We start from the raw sequence: 17161 nt of genomic DNA, 5'->3' as shown, positions 1-17161 counted from the left end.
TAGCCTTCATATCTTTGTACGATTGAGAAGTTCATTCTTTCGATACAGTTAGCAAGTCCGAGTCGCTTAGCGGCAAGGGTGGATACAAAGTCAAGTTTTGTATAGGAAAGGGCGTGCCTGTAGTGAGTCAAAAACTTGCACACATTGATGCTGAGAGACTAAGTGAGATGGCATTGGTTGACATTGCATACGAAATCCTGCGTGAAAACAATCGTACTTATAACTTCCGCGAACTGATGGATGCGCTGGTTGTTCTGCGCAAGCTGACTGAAGAACAAGTAAATGCCATCATCGCTCAAGTATACACTGAAATTAATATCGATGGCCGTTTCGTTTGCTTGGGTGACAATGTCTGGGGTCTCAAGCGTTGGTACCCGACTGATACCGTAGATGAAACCCAAGAAGGCGGCGTAAGCAAGAAGAAGAAGGTCATCATGGACGACGACTTCGACGATTTCGAATCCGAAGATGAGCTCGTTGATGATTACGAGGAAGATGAAGTTGTGATCTTCGAAGACGAGGAAGAATTTGTCGATGAAGAAGCTGAAATCGAGGAAGAAGAGATCGATGGCGAGATCGACGAAGAAGAAATTGAAGAAGAAGATGAGCTGTTCGAAGATGAAGAAGGAGAGGAAGAAGAAGTAGAAGAGGACTCTGAAGAAGACGATCGGTGATAAGTCCTTGACTTCCGTCTGAGGGACAGATAAAATACTCCTTGGGCTTCACATGAAGAAGGATTAAATATGGAAAACTATAAAACAAAAGTGCCCCTACCCGAACAACTTCGGGATAGGACTCGCTTTTGTTTTTTCTTTTTTCATAAGCCGTTTTTATATCTGCATTCATCATCATTTAAAAGGATTAGGGAAGAGGGGACGTAAACGATGACGAAGTATATTTTTGTAACAGGTGGGGTCGTATCCTCGTTGGGAAAAGGGATAACAGCGGCTTCTCTGGGCCGACTCCTGAAGAACAGGGGACTCAAAGTAACGATTCAAAAGTTTGACCCATACATCAACGTGGATCCGGGAACCATGAGCCCGTACCAGCATGGGGAAGTATTCGTAACTGACGATGGAGCAGAGACGGATTTGGATCTGGGCCACTACGAGCGTTTTATTGATATCAACCTCAGTGCGAACTCCAACGTAACAACTGGTAAAATTTACTCTTCTGTCATCGCGAAAGAACGCCGTGGCGACTATCTGGGCGGCACGGTGCAGGTTATTCCTCACATCACCAATGAAATCAAGGAGCGCGTATTCCGTGCAGGCCGTGAAACGGGAGCCGATGTGGTGATCACAGAAATCGGCGGTACAGTTGGTGACATCGAGAGCTTGCCTTTCCTGGAGTCGATTCGTCAAATTAAGAGTGACATTGGTCGCGAAAACGTGATGTACATTCACGTGACACTGGTACCTTACATCAAGGCAGCTGGTGAAATGAAAACCAAACCGACTCAGCATAGCGTAAAAGAACTGCGCAGTCTGGGTATCCAGCCAAACGTGATTGTGACCCGTACTGAGAAGCCGATGACACAAGAAATGAAGGATAAGCTGGCCCTGTTCTGTGACATCGACAAAAAAGCGGTGGTCGAATGTGCGGATGCCGAAACCTTGTATGACGTTCCTCTGCAATTGCAAGCGCAAGGACTGGATGATTATGTATGCCGCCATCTCGGATTGGATTGCCAGGAAGCGGATATGACCGAGTGGAAAGCACTGGTCAACAAAATCAAAAACCTGTCCAAAGTGACGCGCATTGCCATCGTTGGTAAATACGTAGAGTTGCACGATGCGTATCTTTCCGTTGCTGAAGCGCTGTATCATGGCGGTTATGCAAATGACTCCAACGTGGAAATCAAATGGGTGAGCGCTGAGGAAGTAACCCCTGACAATGTGAAAGAGCTGCTGGGTGATGTAGACGGAATCCTCGTACCAGGTGGCTTCGGTGATCGTGGTATTGAAGGGAAAATCACCGCTACACGCTACGCGCGTGAAAATAAAGTTCCGTTCCTGGGTATCTGTCTGGGGATGCAAATTGCTGTCATCGAGTTTGCCCGTCACGTGGCAGGCTTGGATGGTGCGAACAGCTCTGAGATCAATCCGCAAACTCCATATCCGGTCATCGATCTGTTGCCGGAGCAAAAAGAAGTGGAGGACAAGGGCGGTACCATGCGCTTGGGCGTAGGTCCAACCAAAGTAATCGCAGGAAGCCTCACCGAGCGTGCATATGGAAATACACTGGTGTACGAACGCCATCGTCATCGCTATGAAGTGAACAACGAATACCGCGAGCAATTGGCGCAATTGGGTCTGCGTTTCGCGGGTACGACTCCGGATGGCCGTCTGGTAGAGATCGTGGAAGTTTCCGAGCATCCCTGGTTTGTGGCTACACAATTCCATCCAGAGTTTACTTCCCGTCCGAACCGCCCACAACCGCTTTTCCGTGATTTTGTCCAAGCATCTTTGAACCACAAGTAATCTTGTAAATAGAAAAACGCACCTGTGTCCCATTGGGGAGTCGCAGGTGCGTTTTTGGTTTGTCAGTGAATCACTGAAACAAAGGAGCGAGCCACGCCACCCAATAAGCAGCAGGGATGAGGATGAACTGAGCCAGCAGCGTCCCGAAGAAACGGGAGATCATCAGCCACAGGTACATTTGCCGAATCTCTTCGTGCGATGCTTGTCCCTGTATCGCCTTATCGGTCAAGAGAGCGACCTGAGGATCCACGAGAATGGTCATGAAAATGGTGGCAAATCCGTTGATCAGGCCAGAGGATGTCAGAACCGTTGCCTTGTAGTCAGGAGCGAGCATCGAGGCGTAGAGGACAGCCAGTACACTGGATGTATAGATGGCCGTGCCCAAAGCATTCAGTATGAGCAGGCGCTTGGGTACTCCTTTGATCCGAAAGCGGGAGAGGGAAGCTAGTTTGGGCAAGCGAACGTGATGGCGCGCGCGTCGGATGCTTTGAATATTAACAGTTGAACGCAGCATCCCGGGTATAGAGCCCGCCAATTCCAGATGGGAGATCAGGCGCTTGGACAGCTGTACAAAGGTAGGGAACAGAAAGATGGCGGCCAAGGTACCCAAGGATGATGCAACGATGATCAGGTGCAGCTTCCAGCTTGGGTCTGTATGCATCAGCACGGCTTGATCGATAAGTCCCCCGGAAAAAGGGGATTGGATCAGATTGGAGGTGCGGGATATAAGCAGGATCATGCCAGATAAAGACAAGGCGACAGCCAGCCTTCCCGTCTGTACACCTGCAAAGCGAAGGGCATATGAAAGCGTTTCGGTTGTATGAATAATAAAAGTCAACGTGCAGATCAGCAAAATGGTATACATAAGGGTAATCCCCCTAATCGCAAGTACTCTCCATTATACTCCAAAGCTCTCAAAGGGAAAAATTCAATCCTTTCGGGGAAGGAGTTTCCTGAAATTAGGCGAAGTTAGTAAGTTAAGTAATAGCTTTGGTCAGGAGGAATTTAGTCATGTTTGACAAGCACGACAAAAAAGTGTTAGTTGTCGATGATCAGTACGGCATTCGCATTTTGTTGTACGAGGTGCTGGGCAAAGAGGGCTACAAAACGTTTCAGGCAGCAAATGGGAAAATGGCTTTGGAAATCGTGGAAAAAGAATCGCCTGACCTCGTCATTCTGGATATGAAAATCCCTGGCATGGATGGCATTGAGATTTTAAAGCATATCAAAAAGATCAATCAGGATATTAAGGTGATCATGATGACGGCCTATGGAGAGCTGGACATGATCAAGGAAGCTACGCAATTGGGTGCTTTGACTCATTTTACCAAACCTTTTGATATTGATGAATTACGTCTGGCTGTTCATCAACAGCTGGCATGCTAGTCTTTCGTCATACACAGATTCGATACAAGCGTACCTGTTAACAAATACGGCTCTGTGGTATAATAAGCGACATTAATGAAGTCTGCTAGAGGAGGATTTACAAAACATGCCACTGGTACCTATGACCGCCTTTACCGAAGATGTCAAAAAGCATAAGTATGCTGTTGGTCAATTCAACATTAATAATCTGGAGTTTACTCAAGCAATCACAGAAGCCGCTATGGAAGAAAAGTCGCCTGTGATTTTTGGTGTGTCTGAGGGAGCTCTTAAATACATGGGCCTCGATTATACCGTAGCGATTGCCAAGACAGCAGCAGAGCGCGCTGGAGTACCAGTTGCTTTGCATCTGGACCACGGAAGCAACTTTGATATCGTCATGAAATGTATTCGTGCGGGATTCTCTTCCGTTATGTTCGACGGGTCCCACCATTCGTTTGAAGATAACATTCGCTTGACGAAACAGGTTGTAGAAGCGGCTCATGCGGTTGGCGTTTCCGTAGAGGGTGAGCTCGGTACAATCGGTGGAGTGGAAGACGATCTGTCCGTAGACGAAGAAGATGCTACTCTGGCAAATCCGGATGAAGCCATTCACTTCTGGAATGAAACCAAAGTGGATTACGTGGCGATCGCAGTAGGTACTGCGCACGGAATGTACAAAGGCGTTCCGAAAATCCGCTACGACATCATTGAAAAGGTAGCCAGCCAAATTGGGGCACCAATCGTACTGCACGGTGGTTCCGGAGTGCCGGATGAAGCGATAGTAAAATCGATTAGCCTCGGTGTTGGTAAAATCAATGTGAACACAGAAAGCCAAGTCGCATGCACCGAAACGATTCGCAAAATCCTGGCTGCCAAACCAAACGAGATTGACCCACGCAAATATCTCGGCCCTGGTCGCGATGCGATCAAGGAAGTTGTCAAAGGCAAAATGCGCCTGTTCGGCAGTAGCAACCGTGCGTAACCAAGGAGGTACATCATGCGCTTTTTGATTGATACAGCGAACGTAGAAGAAATTCGTGAAATCCATGAGTGGGGCGTCCTCGCAGGCGTCACGACCAATCCTTCCCTGGTTGCCAAGGAAGGCCGCGATTTCATCGAAACCTTGAAAGAAATTCTCGACATTGTCGATGGTCCCATCAGCGCCGAAGTCATCAGCACAGATGCAGCAGGCATGATTGAAGAGGGCGAGAAGCTGGCTGCCTTGTCCAAAAACATCGTGGTCAAACTGCCTATGACAGCAGAAGGCTTGAAAGCAACCAAGTACTTTGCGAAAAAGAAAATCAAAACGAATGTGACACTGGTCTTTTCTGCCAATCAGGCACTGCTGGCTGCCAGAGCAGGCGCAACGTTCGTCTCTCCTTTCCTGGGTCGCCTCGACGACATTGGTCAGGATGGCATGCAGTTGATTGAAGATATTGCAGAAATTTTCTCGGTCCACGACATCGACACCGAAATTATCGCGGCTTCCGTCCGTCACCCTGTTCATGTAACAGAGGCTGCACGACGCGGTTCTCACTACGCCACGATTCCGGCAAAAGTGTTTAAACAGCTCATTGCCCATCCGTTGACGGAAAGTGGCCTGGAGAAATTCCTTGCAGACTGGGCAAGCATGCAAAAATAGGACAGACTTGTGCATTTCCAAGCACCTTTTCCATCGGGGAAGGTGCTTCTTTCCCGATTACGCCTGAGGAGATCAAAGCATGGATAAGCTAATCATCAACGGTGGAAAACCACTTGCTGGGACAGTAACCATCAGTGGGGCGAAGAACAGCGCGGTTGCCCTTATTCCGGCCGCACTACTGGCTGATGGGCCAGTTGTCATTGACAATCTTCCCCGTATTCAGGATGTAGACATTTATCAGGAGCTCCTGAGAGAAATGGGAGCTGATGTGTTGTTCGAAGAAGATTGGATGGAGATCGACGGTCGTGAAATGAAACTGATGCTGATGCCGAATGGCCGAATCAAAAAGCTGCGCGCTTCCTATTACTTGTGGGGCGCTCTTTTAGCAAAATTCGGTGAAGCACAGGTAGGTTTGCCGGGCGGCTGTGACCTGGGGCCACGTCCCATCGATTTGCATATCAAAGGATTCGAAGCAATGGGTGCACAAGTGGAGAACAAGAACGGCGTCATGACCATTCGTGCTCGGGATGGCAAGCTTCGTGGCGCGCGCATTTACCTCGATCTGGTTAGTGTGGGAGCGACGATTAATATCATGCTTGCTGCTGCCAAAGCAGACGGTGTGACAGTGATTGAAAATGCGGCCCGGGAACCAGAGATTGTCGATGTGGCTACTCTATTGAACAATATGGGGGCAAACATCAAGGGTGCAGGGACAGATCTGATCCGTATCCAGGGTGTTGACCGTTTGCGCGGCTGTCGTCATACGATTATCCCGGATCGGATTGAGGCAGGTACGTATATGATCGCGGCAGCGGCTACGAATGGCAACGTCATGGTAGAGAACGTTATCCCCAAGCATCTGGAGTCTGTGACAGCCAAGCTGCGCGAGATCGGGGTTGACGTGACGGAGATGGATGACGCGATCCAAGTGGTTGGACGTATGGGTTATCGCTCCATTGATGTCAAAACGAGCCCGTATCCCGGGTTTCCGACCGATCTGCAGCAGCCGATCACGACATTGCTGACGATGGCGAAGGGCTCCAGTATTGTGACGGATAACATTTACAGCTCGCGCTTTCGCCATGTCGATGAATTGCGCCGTATGGGTGCGACGCTCAAAGTGGAAGGCCGTTCCGCTGTCATTGAAGGTGGCAGTCGTTTGAATGGAGCCAAGGTAGTCGCTTCCGATTTGCGAGCTGGTGCAGCGCTGTTTATTGCTGGTCTGGCAACCTCGGGAACGACAGAATTGGAAGGACTGGAGCACATTGATCGCGGCTATGAAAATCTAGTTGGAAAGCTGCAAACACTCGGAGCTGACATAAAGCGTGTCGGTTTGCAGCGTTCGGAACAACATCAACGTTAGCCTATCACCAGGAGAGGAGTCTTCCAGAATGGAACGCAGTTTAACGCTTGAATTGGTACGAGTGACAGAGGCAGCAGCCTTGGCGTCTGCACGTTGGATGGGTCTCGGAAAAAAAGACGAGGCTGACGATGCAGCAACTACTGCTATGAGAAACGAGTTTGAAAAGGTTCCGATGGACGGAGTCGTGGTTATCGGTGAGGGTGAAATGGACGAGGCGCCGATGCTTTATATCGGGGAACGCTTGGGACAAGGCGTTGCACCTGCTGTGGACGTAGCGGTTGACCCGTTGGAAGGAACCAACATTCTTGCCAAAGGAACGTGGGGGGCGATCTCTGTCATTGCTATTGCGGACCGAGGCAATCTCCTGCATGCACCGGATATGTACATGGAAAAATTGGCTGTCGGGCCAAAAGCGGTAGGCAAGGTTGATATCAATGCCCCCGTCCGTGACAACTTGAAAGCGGTGGCCCAGGCGCAAGGCAAAGATATCAGCGATCTGGTCGCGATCGTCCTGGATCGGGACCGCCATCAAAAGATCATTCATGAAATCCGCGAAGCTGGCGCACGTATCCGTTTGATCTCTGACGGTGACGTGGCGGCTGCGATCAACACGGCATTTCCTGATACGGGTGTAGATATTATGTTTGGTTCCGGTGGTGCACCGGAGGGTGTTCTGGCTGCTGTCGCACTCAAGTGCCTGGGTGGAGAAATTCAAGGGAGACTTCTGCCGCATAGTGAAGAGGAGATCGAACGCTGTAAGCAAATGGGCCTGATCAATCCGCATCAAGTGCTCTTTATGGATGATCTGGTCAAAGGTGACGACGCGATTTTTGCTGCGACCGGCGTTACGGACGGTGAACTGCTGAAGGGTGTTCGCTTCCAGGGAATGCGGGCTTCTACCCATTCCGTGGTCATGCGTGCAAAAACAGGAACAGTTCGATTTATTGAAGGAAATCACCGATTGGAGCGCAAACCTACACTGGTATTGTAATTCCTTGTTCGGACGAGAATAAGTTGAAGAGTATAAAAAGAGTGGTGGATGTATGTTACTTTCTGAATTAGAAGAGAAGAAGCTGACCGATCTGTACAAACTGGCGAAGGAATATCACATTCCGTATTATTCACAATTGAAAAAGAAAGAATTGATATTTTCCATTCTTCGTGCCAGAGCGGAGCGGGATGGGCTGATGTTTATGGAGGGCGTTTTGGAAATCCTGCCGGAAGGGTACGGATTTCTTCGTCCCATCAATTATCTTCCCAGCTCTGAGGACATCTACATTTCCCAATCCCAGATCCGTCGATTTGATCTGAGAATGGGTGATGTAGTCTCCGGTAAAGCCAGACCCCCGAAGGAAAATGAGCGTTATTTTGGACTTTTGCAAGTAGAGGCTGTAAACGGAGAAGATCCTGAGACGGCAGCTGAGCGTCTTCATTTCCCTGCATTGACACCGCTCTATCCGCAAAACAAGCTCGTCCTGGAGACTGCCCCAGATCGTGTTTCCACTCGTCTGATGGATTTGATTGCTCCGGTTGGACTTGGACAGCGTGGACTTATCGTAGCTCCTCCAAAAGCGGGGAAGACCATGCTGCTGAAGGAAATTGCCAACAGTATCACGGAAAGCCGCCCCGATATTCATTTGTTTGTTCTGTTGATTGATGAACGGCCGGAAGAAGTGACCGACATGCAACGCTCCGTCAAAGGGGAAGTAGTGGCCTCTACTTTTGACGAGTTGCCTGAGAATCACATCAAGGTGGCAGAACTGGTGCTGGAGCGTGCCAAACGTCTGGTCGAGCATAAAAAGGACGTTGTGATTTTGCTCGATTCCGTTACACGACTGGCTCGAGCGTACAACCTCGTCATTCCGCCGAGTGGTCGGACACTTTCAGGCGGGATCGATCCGGCAGCTTTTCATCGCCCTAAACGCTTCTTTGGGTCTGCGCGGAACATTGAAGAGGGTGGCAGTCTGACCATCTTGGCTACAGCATTGGTGGAGACAGGCTCACGGATGGACGACGTCATTTACGAAGAATTTAAAGGAACGGGAAATATGGAGCTGCACTTGGATCGCAAATTGTCGGAACGCCGCATTTTTCCGGCGATCGATATCCGCCGTTCGGGTACGCGGCGTGAAGAGCTGCTGCTCACCAAGGAAGAACTGGAAAAACTGTGGATGATCCGCAAAAATATGAACGAAACGAACGAGTTCGTCGATTCCTTCATTAAGAAATTGGCGGATACCAAGACCAATGAGGAATTTGTACAATCCTTAGAGGCGAAACATAGCAAAGGAAAAACAGCAAGTACGACGACGGTGAGTTAATTTCGCCGTCATTTTTTTTTGCCTGAAAGCATACCGTAGGAGGAGTAGCCAAACGAAGGAGGAGTGGCGGTGGATTACGCACAAGTAACCCCTCCCGTGGAAAGCTGGGAGGATGCACAAAAAGCGGTTGTCGAACAGGCTTTGTTTCAAGCCTTTAATCCGTTTGTCGGCTTGGCAGAAAATGCTCCTGCAAGTAAGGTCATGGTCTATTCCGTCCAAGAGGGCGAAACCCTCTCCGAGATCGCTCATAAATACGGATTATCCCTACATAAGCTGGTGGAAACCAATAAGATCAAGAATCCACATTTGGTTGGTATTGGCCTGAAGCTCATTATCAGCAATGACGAAGTACGACATATGGTCAAACGCGGTGAGACACTCAATTATATCGCCCAGCGCTACGGAGTCAGCAAAGAGCTGCTGATCGAACGCAATCCTTTGTTAAGGTGGTTATCGGACAACCTGTACGTGGGACAGGTCGTCTATGTTCCTGTGATGGCCAACAAGCAAATGCAGCCAGAAGAGGTCAATCAGCGCAGAAATACGGCTCAGGCAGCGAGCAGACAGGTGTCCGCTCGTATACGAGGCGGATTGGCATGGCCGGTTCAAGAAGCCACGATTACGAGTGGGTTTGGCACTCGCTGGGGGAAAAGCCATAAAGGGGTAGACCTGTGGAATCAAGAAGAGGCCAAGGCACCTATACTTGCTGCAAAAGCAGGATTGGTCGTTGAAGCAGGTGCTAATCGATCTGGCTACGGGAGAATGGTGGTACTCGACCACGGAGACGGCTTGCAAACCTTCTACGCCCATATGAGGAGTATCCTCGTCTCGCCAGGGCAAACAGTAGAGGTGGGAGAAGTACTTGGATTCATGGGTAGAACAGGTGATTCTACAGGCTATCATCTACATTTTGAGGTGCGCCAGGATGATGTCCCTATCAACCCTATGCCGTTTTTAGGCAGGTAAACCTTCACTAATTTACATTGCATTTTCAATGCGATACAATGGGCAAAGCAAAGAAGCGAGGAGTTTTTTCCATGTATTTGGTATATGCAGATGAAAAAGGCAATGTCTATGAACACCCCGAATTGTTCGCGGTTGCGCGTAATGGTGATATATTGACGGAAATCCTTGAGGAAGAACTGATTCCACTGCCGGAAGGTGCGACATTGGTCAGCCTTCCTGATACATTACCGATCGGGATGGACCCCGAATCAGGAGAAATGGTGAAGCTGGACGGATATACCGCGGTGGGAGCACTGGTTCCTCAGGGAATTACCCGCTTGCTGCTCCCAGGCTACGTAAAAAGCAACAAAGAGAGCAAATTGCCGCTCTTTGGCTATTCCGCCGTCGTGTGGAAGGACGATGGCTTTTGGGTAGCTGGGAGAGCAAGCGATGATATTTACAAATGGGACCCACTCAATTTCCCGATGGACGAGCTGAAGAAGCGAGTGGAGAACACCTTGGAGCTGTTTCCACAAAACCGCATTCTGCAGCATTTGTCGCACTGTGCGCTGGAGTATGAGTGCCTGACTGCGTCCAATAATTTTTTTCATCGCTGGGAAGGAAGTCTGCCTGTCTCGTATACCTGTAACGCTGGCTGCTACGGCTGCATTTCCGAGCAGCCAGAGGACAGTGGATTCCCTTCTCCGCAGACACGGATGAACTTCAAACCGACCGAAGACGAGCTGGTGGAAGTCATGCTGCATCATTTGCAGACGCCGGACAGCATCATCAGTTTTGGACAAGGCTGTGAGGGCGAGCCTTCCACGATGGCCTCCATTATCGTCCCTGCCATGCGGCGTGTGCGCGAACAGTCCGACATGGGCTTTATCAATATCAACACCAATGCAGGGCTGACTGATCACATCAAAGGAATTGTGGATGCTGGCCTCGATCTGATGCGCGTCAGCATTATCAGTGCAATCGACGAGCATTATAATGCTTACTATCGTCCACGCAACTACACGTTGGAAAATGTGGCGCGATCTGCGGAGTACGCTTCCTCCAAAGGAGTGTACACTTCGATTAACTACTTGTGCTTCCCAGGCGTGTTTGACCGTGAAGAAGAGATGGAAGCGATGATCGACTTCATCCGTCGCACAGGGATCAAATTGATTCAGCTGCGCAATCTGAACATCGATCCGGAAAGCTACCTGTCGATGATTCCGAAAGCACAGGGAGAAGTATTCGGGATGAAGCAGGCGATCGAGATCTATCAGGAAGAGCTTCCAGATGTAGTGATTGGCTCCTTTACCCATATCCCGCCGGAAGAATTGCGTCGTAGGAAAAACATGGCGTAAGCGGACTTGTTGTTGCAAATCAATGAGTGTCGTGTTAATCTGTAAGGTGTGTTTAATAACTCTGTTTCGGCAAACGATTCAGGGCAAAAAGAGGTGTAGCGAGATGAAACAAGGTATTCATCCAAAGTACAACATTGTAACCGTTACATGTGCGTGCGGTAACGAATTTGAATCCGGTTCCGTGAAGCAAGCGCTGAAAGTGGAGATCTGCTCCAACTGCCACCCATTCTTCACAGGTAAACAAAAATTCGTAGACGCTGGCGGCCGTGTGGACCGTTTCAAACGCAAATACAATCTTTCCTAATCGGAGAGGATTGGAGCAACCAGGTAGAGCGATCTGCCTGGTTTTGTTTTTATTTGATGACTTCACGAGATCGGTCAAATTCCTCTAAAATAGTATAGAAACCGAGTAGAATCGCAGGTAGAACTTCTTAACCAAGGGAGATAGGAATCGTGGCACAATTATATTTTCGTTACGGGGCAATGAACGCATCGAAATCGATTCAATTGCTGACCGTTGCTCACAACTACGAACAATCGGGGAAAAAAGTGATGGTCTTTACGCCGGCAGTCGATGACCGGTTTGGTGTCGGCAAAGTGGCATCTCGTGTGGGGATCAGTCGGGAAGCGATCCCGATCGGTGAAGAGACAGATCTGTTCGAAATTGTGGCAGCAGAAGAGACAAAACCGGATTGTGTACTAGTAGACGAAGCGCAGTTTATTGGCAAGCACCACGTCACACAGCTGGTATCCATTGTCGATCAGCTGGGTATTCCTGTGATTGTATACGGGTTGTTGAAGAATTTTAAAAATGAGCTGTTTCCAGGCAGCGCTGCATTACTGTGTGAAGCCGACAAAGTGGAAGAGATCAAAACGGTTTGCGTCTATTGCAATAAAAAAGCAACGCATATTCTCAAATTTAAAAATGGGAAGCCGGTTTACAGTGGAGAGACAATAGAAATAGCAGGCAACGATACTTACAGCAGCGTATGCCGCCCCCATTACTACCAGCCCCCGCTGACGAACGAACAATAAAGGCCGCCTCTTCTTTTGCCTGTGCATGTCTGTCTGAGCCGATGCGCAGACTAAAGGCAAAAAGGAGGTGGCTTTTTCATGCGACGCGTTGCCATTTGGAAAAGCTCGCTTATGCTGGCAAGCATTATCGTACTGTCTACGGCTCTGACAGCCGGGTGCACCAATTACGGGAACTTTGATTACGATCGCAAACAAATGATGACGAAAAGAACGACTCAGACGAACCAGGCCGGGGATGTCCTGCACAGTCCAGCTCCCCGTTCAGTGGATCGCGATGATTTGATGGGACGCAATCAAAATCCCAACCTGGTTATCGGACATTCCAATGTGCGAAATTCGCATGTGGATATGAACAGCATGGAAATGATGGCCAAATCGGTTCCGGGCGTGGAAAATGCCCGTATCACACTCAACGGTGGAAATGCATATGTTACTCTTGATCTGAAGCACAATGTAACGGCCAAAGAGGCGCGGGAGATTGAAAAGAAGGTCATTGCTGCTCTTCACCGGAAAATACCGCGTTATGACTTCCATGTAACCTCGAATGAAGGTTTTCATCGATAACCCGGGTCCGACCAGGGAGGCTCGGCAATGCCGGGCCTTTTTTCATCCCGAAACTCCAGCAAATATTGTTCTTTGACTTATTACGATTTTCTTCCTATAATTTATCTGTTACGATGCAATTGTATTTCAGTATTCTTTGCGATGGGGTGAAGTACAGTGTTTACGCGCTTATCTGCAGTTGAAGAGCGTTTTGAAGAAGTAACCGATCTCCTGTGTGACCCCGACGTCATCAGCGATACAAAGCGCTTGCGTGAGCTGTCCAAGGAGCAGTCTTCCCTGGAAGAAACAGTGACGGCTTACCGTGAATATAAATCAGTTGTGTCCCAGATGGACGATGCCAAGATCATGCTGGAAGACAAACTGGACGATGAAATGCGTGAAATGGTGAAGCTGGAGATTTCCGAGCTGACGGTGCGTAAGGAACAGCTGGAAGATCGCCTGAAAATCCTGCTTCTGCCAAAAGATCCGAACGATGAAAAGAACGTTATTATGGAAGTGCGCGGTGCAGCAGGCGGCGATGAAGCGGCTTTGTTTGCAGCGGTACTGTTCCGTATGTATACACGTTTTGCCGAGCGCAATGGGTTCAAGCTGGAGATTTTGGAGGCTAGTCCGACAGACATCGGTGGTTATAAGGAAATCGTCTTTTCGATCAGTGGTCGAGGAGCTTACAGCAAGCTGAAGTTCGAAAGTGGTGCACACCGTGTACAACGTATTCCGGCTACGGAATCGGGCGGACGTATTCATACCTCCACGGCAACGGTTCTCGTATTGCCAGAAGCAGAAGACGTGGAAGTAGAAATTAACGAAAAAGATATTCGTATCGATACCTTCTGTTCCAGTGGAGCGGGTGGTCAGAGCGTAAACACCACAAAATCAGCCGTTCGTGTGACCCATATTCCTACAGGCATTATGGTTTCCTGCCAGGATGAGAAATCACAGCATTCCAACAAGGATAAGGCATTGCGCGTACTGCGTGCTCGTCTGTATGACTTTTACATGCAGCAGCAAAATGCGGAGGCAGATGCAACTCGTAAAAGCCTGGTAGGTACAGGTGACCGCAGCGAACGGATTCGTACGTACAATTATCCACAAAGCCGTGTGACGGATCATCGGATCGGCTTGACCCTCCATCGACTGGAGTCAGTATTGGAAGGCGAGTTGGACGAAGTGATCGACAACCTGATCATGCACGAACAGACGGAGCTGTTGAAAAGTCATGCCCACACAGCCTAATTGGTCCGATATGTCGACGTTACGGGAAGCCCTGACACGGGCTTCTTCCTTTTTACGCGAGCACGGTGTGAAAGATCCGGTTTTTGAAGCCGAGCTGATGATCCGATACTGTCTGAAATGGGATCGTACGCGATTTCTCACGTCTATGACCGATCCGATTTCCCCTGAGACAGTCCAACAGTTGGCTGCTTTATGCGAGAGACGTGTCCACCATGAGCCACTGCAGTACATGTTTGGGACACAGGAATTTTACGGCCGTTCTTTTGTCGTACGTCCAGGTGTATTGATTCCGAGGCCGGAGACAGAGATTTTAGTGGAACAGGTACTCCTGCATGCTGCCAAGTTGTGGACAGATGGTGAGCGGTTGACTGTTGCAGATATTGGGACCGGGAGCGGGGCTATCTGCATCACACTGGCCAGTGAAAGACCGGATTGGCAAATCTCTACAGTGGATATCTCGCCAGATGCCACAGGGATTGCACGGGAAAATGCTGAACGTCTAGGGGTACAGGTTCGTTTTCTACAAGGCGATCTTGTACAGCCATTCATTCAGGCCGGGGAACAACTCGATATTTTAGTCTCCAATCCTCCGTACATCCCTAGCTCCGATGTCGATGTGCTGGATGAGGAGGTCCGTTCCTATGAGCCGCGCCTCGCATTGGACGGAGGGCAGGATGGTTTGGATTTTTACAGACAGCTGTGCGAAGCATTGCCTGTGATCCTGAAGCAGAAGGCTTTGGTCGCTTTTGAGATTGGGATTTATCAAGCGCGGGATGTGGCAGATTTGCTGCGCCTATCGGGCGTGATTGATGAAGTGGTGGTCATCCCTGATTTGGCTGGAATCGAGCGGGTTGTGCTGGGGCTGAGAAAATAGGCTTCCGGCATCAACCTGTTTTTTTGCTTGAATTGTGAAAAGATTCGTGCGATCGGGTATGAAATCGTCCGTTTTTCCCCATACTGTGGCTATAGAGACAGAACGGTAAAGGGAGACGGATATATATGAAACGATTGCTATTATTGGGCTTTAGTTTTTTCCTGTTGATGATGAGCTGGGAGGGACAGCTTACCTCGGCCAATGTGCTTGACAATGGGCCAATCCCTCAAGAATCGATTCGCTTGCGGATTATTGCCAATAGCGACTCCGTACAGGACCAATGGTTGAAGCGAGAAGTACGTGACGCGTTGATCGAAAAAATGAACAGCTGGGCGGATCAAATCAAGACGTATGAAGAGGCGCAGGAGTTCGTCGCAGCTCGCCTGCCTGAACTGCAGCAGGTCGTAGATCAAACGATGCGTGAGCGGGGATTTGCGTACGAGGCAGTCGTTGATTTTGGACAGGTGCCATTCCCGACGAAAATGTACGGCTCTTACGTCTATCCGGCTGGGGAGTATCAGGCATTGCGAGTCTCGATTGGAGAAGCGCAAGGGCAAAACTGGTGGTGTGTTCTGTTTCCGCCACTCTGCTTTATCGATATGTCCAACGCGGATGCCGCGGAAATGGCGCCGACTGTTTCGACGCCAGAAGAACCCAAAAGAAGCAGCATCCACACCTACAGGGAAGATTGGCAGAATGAACGTCAGCTTAGAACGGCTTTGTACAGATCAGATGCGGTAGCTGGTGATGTGACCGATGACGAAGCTGAATTCGTGGAGGAACAGCCCGAGACAGCCAAGGCTTCCGAAGTGCCAACGGCTCCTCCACAACCCGAAGTGCAGGTAAAGTTCTTTTTGTGGGAAAAGCTGGAGAGTCTGTTTTCGTAAAAGAATGAAAAGACACGTGTCCGTGTCTTTTTCTTTTTGGAAACAACGATCGAGGTAGTGTATCCAAGAAAGAAGTTTGTCTAGGAAACCTGTGTACAAGCTATTTCAACAGGTCGCGTATATCGGCCTTCAAAAGGTTTTGAAAGCGATGGGCAGGGATTGTAAAGGAAGGCATGCCCACTGCATAAGGAGCTATCTCGTATTGCCCGAAGTGAATGACGAGATTTCCATCCTTGAACGAGAAGGCTTGGTTGTCGGAAATTCCTTCAAACCAATACGACATCTCGAAGCCAGTCCGTTTTTCTTCATCCGCGATTTGCTGCTTGATCAGGTTGTTGATGACGTATTTGAAGTCAAAGCCGGGCTGGAACAGGTCTGAAAGCTGGAGACTCTGAGCTTTATCCAGATTGGCGATATTGTAATAGGTTACATTTGTCATGCCATGAGCGCCGCCTGTATAGGTGTAGGTTGTGACAGCAAAGGAGAGGAGCTTTCCTGTGTGGATTACGTTATAGGAAATATCGAGAGCGTGAGGACGCAACTCCCAGCCTCCCTTCTTGGCAAGTTCCGCATCTGCCTTGCTCTGCGCTTGGGTATTCTTGAGCGATTCAGCGGCAAATTTCTGCAATTCGGCATTTAGCTGGGTTTCAAATGCTTTGTCTGCCAGACCGCTAATGATAGGGATTGTGATTTTTGCCTCATATTCTTTGGCAGAGATGTTGGTGGATTTCGGGGTAAATACGATACGGGATTCTTGTTGGGTACCAGCAGCCGCAGGCTGTACAGGAGGAGCAGCCAAAGCAGGTACTGCAATCGCACCGAGAATGAGGCTTGTGCTCAACAGCGCGGAAACAACGGATTTGCGCGTAGTCATGGCAGGATCAGATCCTTTCGTTATTAAACGTGTAATGAAGGAGTAGCTTCTTTACACATACTACTATATAGGTGGGAAAAGAAAGTAACAAAATTGCAAACACTTGCTTTTTCCACGAGTAACCAAAAAGTTATTCACAAGTTACCCACAGGCTGTTGAAAACTTCATCACGCACAACTATACTAAAGTCACTAATGGTTATGAAACGAGCTAGAGA

The 17161-nt window shown here is 49.1% G+C and carries 18 protein-coding genes; 16 read left to right on the top strand and 2 right to left on the bottom strand.

All coding sequences use genetic code 11. The features are described 5' to 3' along the window. The first annotated feature begins 122 nt into the window (after positions 1 to 122). Positions 123 to 674, top strand: a complete 552-nt coding sequence (rpoE, locus tag JZI27_RS13445; protein WP_280207788.1) for a DNA-directed RNA polymerase subunit delta — start codon at positions 123 to 125, stop codon at positions 672 to 674. A gap of 210 nt (positions 675 to 884) precedes the next feature. Then, positions 885 to 2483, top strand: a complete 1599-nt coding sequence (locus tag JZI27_RS13440) for a CTP synthase (protein ID WP_122907955.1) — start codon at positions 885 to 887, stop codon at positions 2481 to 2483. Between the two features lie 70 nt (positions 2484 to 2553). On the opposite strand, the gene JZI27_RS13435 is transcribed toward JZI27_RS13440, so the two are convergent. Then, positions 2554 to 3348, bottom strand: a complete 795-nt coding sequence (locus JZI27_RS13435) for a lipid II flippase Amj family protein (protein ID WP_280207787.1) — start codon at positions 3346 to 3348, stop codon at positions 2554 to 2556. Between the two features lie 146 nt (positions 3349 to 3494). Between JZI27_RS13435 and JZI27_RS13430 the strand changes: the two genes are divergently transcribed. From JZI27_RS13430 to spoIIR, 14 genes are all read left to right on the top strand, one after another. After that, the gene (locus JZI27_RS13430; RefSeq protein ID WP_122907953.1) at positions 3495 to 3869 is read left to right on the top strand and encodes a response regulator; all 375 of its coding nucleotides are present in this window, start codon (positions 3495 to 3497) and stop codon (positions 3867 to 3869) included. 106 nt (positions 3870 to 3975) lie between these two features. After that, entirely contained in the window at positions 3976 to 4830 is an 855-nt protein-coding gene (fba, locus tag JZI27_RS13425; RefSeq protein WP_122907952.1) for a class II fructose-1,6-bisphosphate aldolase, read from the top strand. Positions 4831 to 4845: 15 nt separating this feature from the next. Further along, positions 4846 to 5490 carry a fructose-6-phosphate aldolase gene (gene fsa / locus JZI27_RS13420; protein WP_251242655.1) on the top strand — a complete coding sequence of 215 codons (645 nt, stop codon included), beginning with the start codon at positions 4846 to 4848 and terminating at the stop codon, positions 5488 to 5490. A gap of 79 nt (positions 5491 to 5569) precedes the next feature. Continuing rightward, positions 5570 to 6853, top strand: coding sequence for a UDP-N-acetylglucosamine 1-carboxyvinyltransferase (locus JZI27_RS13415; protein WP_122907950.1), 1284 nt, complete (start codon positions 5570 to 5572; stop codon positions 6851 to 6853). 28 nt (positions 6854 to 6881) lie between these two features. Beyond that, the gene (gene glpX, locus JZI27_RS13410; RefSeq protein WP_122907949.1) at positions 6882 to 7844 is read left to right on the top strand and encodes a class II fructose-bisphosphatase; all 963 of its coding nucleotides are present in this window, start codon (positions 6882 to 6884) and stop codon (positions 7842 to 7844) included. 52 nt (positions 7845 to 7896) lie between these two features. Further along, positions 7897 to 9174, top strand: coding sequence for a transcription termination factor Rho (gene rho / locus JZI27_RS13405; RefSeq protein WP_280207786.1), 1278 nt, complete (start codon positions 7897 to 7899; stop codon positions 9172 to 9174). A gap of 69 nt (positions 9175 to 9243) precedes the next feature. After that, a complete protein-coding gene (locus tag JZI27_RS13400) occupies positions 9244 to 10140 on the top strand; it encodes a peptidoglycan DD-metalloendopeptidase family protein (protein WP_280207785.1) in 897 nt (298 codons plus the stop codon). Positions 10141 to 10211: 71 nt separating this feature from the next. Further along, positions 10212 to 11477 carry a radical SAM family protein gene (locus tag JZI27_RS13395; protein WP_280207784.1) on the top strand — a complete coding sequence of 422 codons (1266 nt, stop codon included), beginning with the start codon at positions 10212 to 10214 and terminating at the stop codon, positions 11475 to 11477. Positions 11478 to 11580: 103 nt separating this feature from the next. Next, positions 11581 to 11781: a 50S ribosomal protein L31 gene (gene rpmE, locus JZI27_RS13390; protein ID WP_023555174.1), complete on the top strand. Its 201-nt coding sequence runs from the start codon at positions 11581 to 11583 to the stop codon at positions 11779 to 11781. A gap of 149 nt (positions 11782 to 11930) precedes the next feature. Beyond that, positions 11931 to 12512: a thymidine kinase gene (locus JZI27_RS13385; RefSeq protein WP_251242653.1), complete on the top strand. Its 582-nt coding sequence runs from the start codon at positions 11931 to 11933 to the stop codon at positions 12510 to 12512. Positions 12513 to 12590: 78 nt separating this feature from the next. Beyond that, positions 12591 to 13076, top strand: a complete 486-nt coding sequence (locus JZI27_RS13380) for a YhcN/YlaJ family sporulation lipoprotein (protein WP_251242652.1) — start codon at positions 12591 to 12593, stop codon at positions 13074 to 13076. Between the two features lie 156 nt (positions 13077 to 13232). After that, positions 13233 to 14309, top strand: a complete 1077-nt coding sequence (gene prfA, locus JZI27_RS13375; protein WP_122907942.1) for a peptide chain release factor 1 — start codon at positions 13233 to 13235, stop codon at positions 14307 to 14309. Further along, on the top strand, positions 14293 to 15183 hold the full coding sequence (gene prmC, locus JZI27_RS13370; RefSeq protein WP_280207783.1) for a peptide chain release factor N(5)-glutamine methyltransferase: 891 nt from the start codon (positions 14293 to 14295) through the stop codon (positions 15181 to 15183). Before prfA ends, prmC begins: the two co-directional genes overlap by 17 nt. 125 nt (positions 15184 to 15308) lie before the next feature. Next, positions 15309 to 16070, top strand: a complete 762-nt coding sequence (gene spoIIR / locus JZI27_RS13365) for a stage II sporulation protein R (protein WP_122907940.1) — start codon at positions 15309 to 15311, stop codon at positions 16068 to 16070. Between the two features lie 100 nt (positions 16071 to 16170). Here spoIIR and JZI27_RS13360 read toward each other — a convergent pair whose 3' ends face one another. Beyond that, complete coding sequence (locus JZI27_RS13360; protein WP_122907939.1) at positions 16171 to 16944, bottom strand: DUF3298 and DUF4163 domain-containing protein; 774 nt, start codon at positions 16942 to 16944, stop codon at positions 16171 to 16173. Positions 16945 to 17161 lie beyond the last annotated feature (217 nt).

Origin of the sequence: Brevibacillus sp. AY1 (genome assembly GCF_029870785.1) — a bacterium.
GTDB lineage: Bacteria > Bacillota > Bacilli > Brevibacillales > Brevibacillaceae > Brevibacillus > Brevibacillus invocatus.
The sequence above is the reverse complement of the archived record's forward strand: the minus strand, read 5'-3'. Positions and strand labels throughout refer to the sequence as shown.

Coding starts and splice junctions, on each gene's coding strand:
- JZI27_RS13440 (WP_122907955.1), top strand. CDS start 885: ATGACGAAGTATATTTTTGTAACAGGTGGGGTCGTATCCTCGTTGGGA.
- JZI27_RS13435 (WP_280207787.1), bottom strand. CDS start 3,348: ATGTATACCATTTTGCTGATCTGCACGTTGACTTTTATTATTCATACA.
- JZI27_RS13430 (WP_122907953.1), top strand. CDS start 3,495: ATGTTTGACAAGCACGACAAAAAAGTGTTAGTTGTCGATGATCAGTAC.
- fba (WP_122907952.1), top strand. CDS start 3,976: ATGCCACTGGTACCTATGACCGCCTTTACCGAAGATGTCAAAAAGCAT.
- fsa (WP_251242655.1), top strand. CDS start 4,846: ATGCGCTTTTTGATTGATACAGCGAACGTAGAAGAAATTCGTGAAATC.
- JZI27_RS13415 (WP_122907950.1), top strand. CDS start 5,570: ATGGATAAGCTAATCATCAACGGTGGAAAACCACTTGCTGGGACAGTA.
- glpX (WP_122907949.1), top strand. CDS start 6,882: ATGGAACGCAGTTTAACGCTTGAATTGGTACGAGTGACAGAGGCAGCA.
- rho (WP_280207786.1), top strand. CDS start 7,897: ATGTTACTTTCTGAATTAGAAGAGAAGAAGCTGACCGATCTGTACAAA.
- JZI27_RS13395 (WP_280207784.1), top strand. CDS start 10,212: ATGTATTTGGTATATGCAGATGAAAAAGGCAATGTCTATGAACACCCC.
- rpmE (WP_023555174.1), top strand. CDS start 11,581: ATGAAACAAGGTATTCATCCAAAGTACAACATTGTAACCGTTACATGT.
- JZI27_RS13380 (WP_251242652.1), top strand. CDS start 12,591: ATGCGACGCGTTGCCATTTGGAAAAGCTCGCTTATGCTGGCAAGCATT.
- prmC (WP_280207783.1), top strand. CDS start 14,293: ATGCCCACACAGCCTAATTGGTCCGATATGTCGACGTTACGGGAAGCC.
- spoIIR (WP_122907940.1), top strand. CDS start 15,309: ATGAAACGATTGCTATTATTGGGCTTTAGTTTTTTCCTGTTGATGATG.
- JZI27_RS13360 (WP_122907939.1), bottom strand. CDS start 16,944: ATGACTACGCGCAAATCCGTTGTTTCCGCGCTGTTGAGCACAAGCCTC.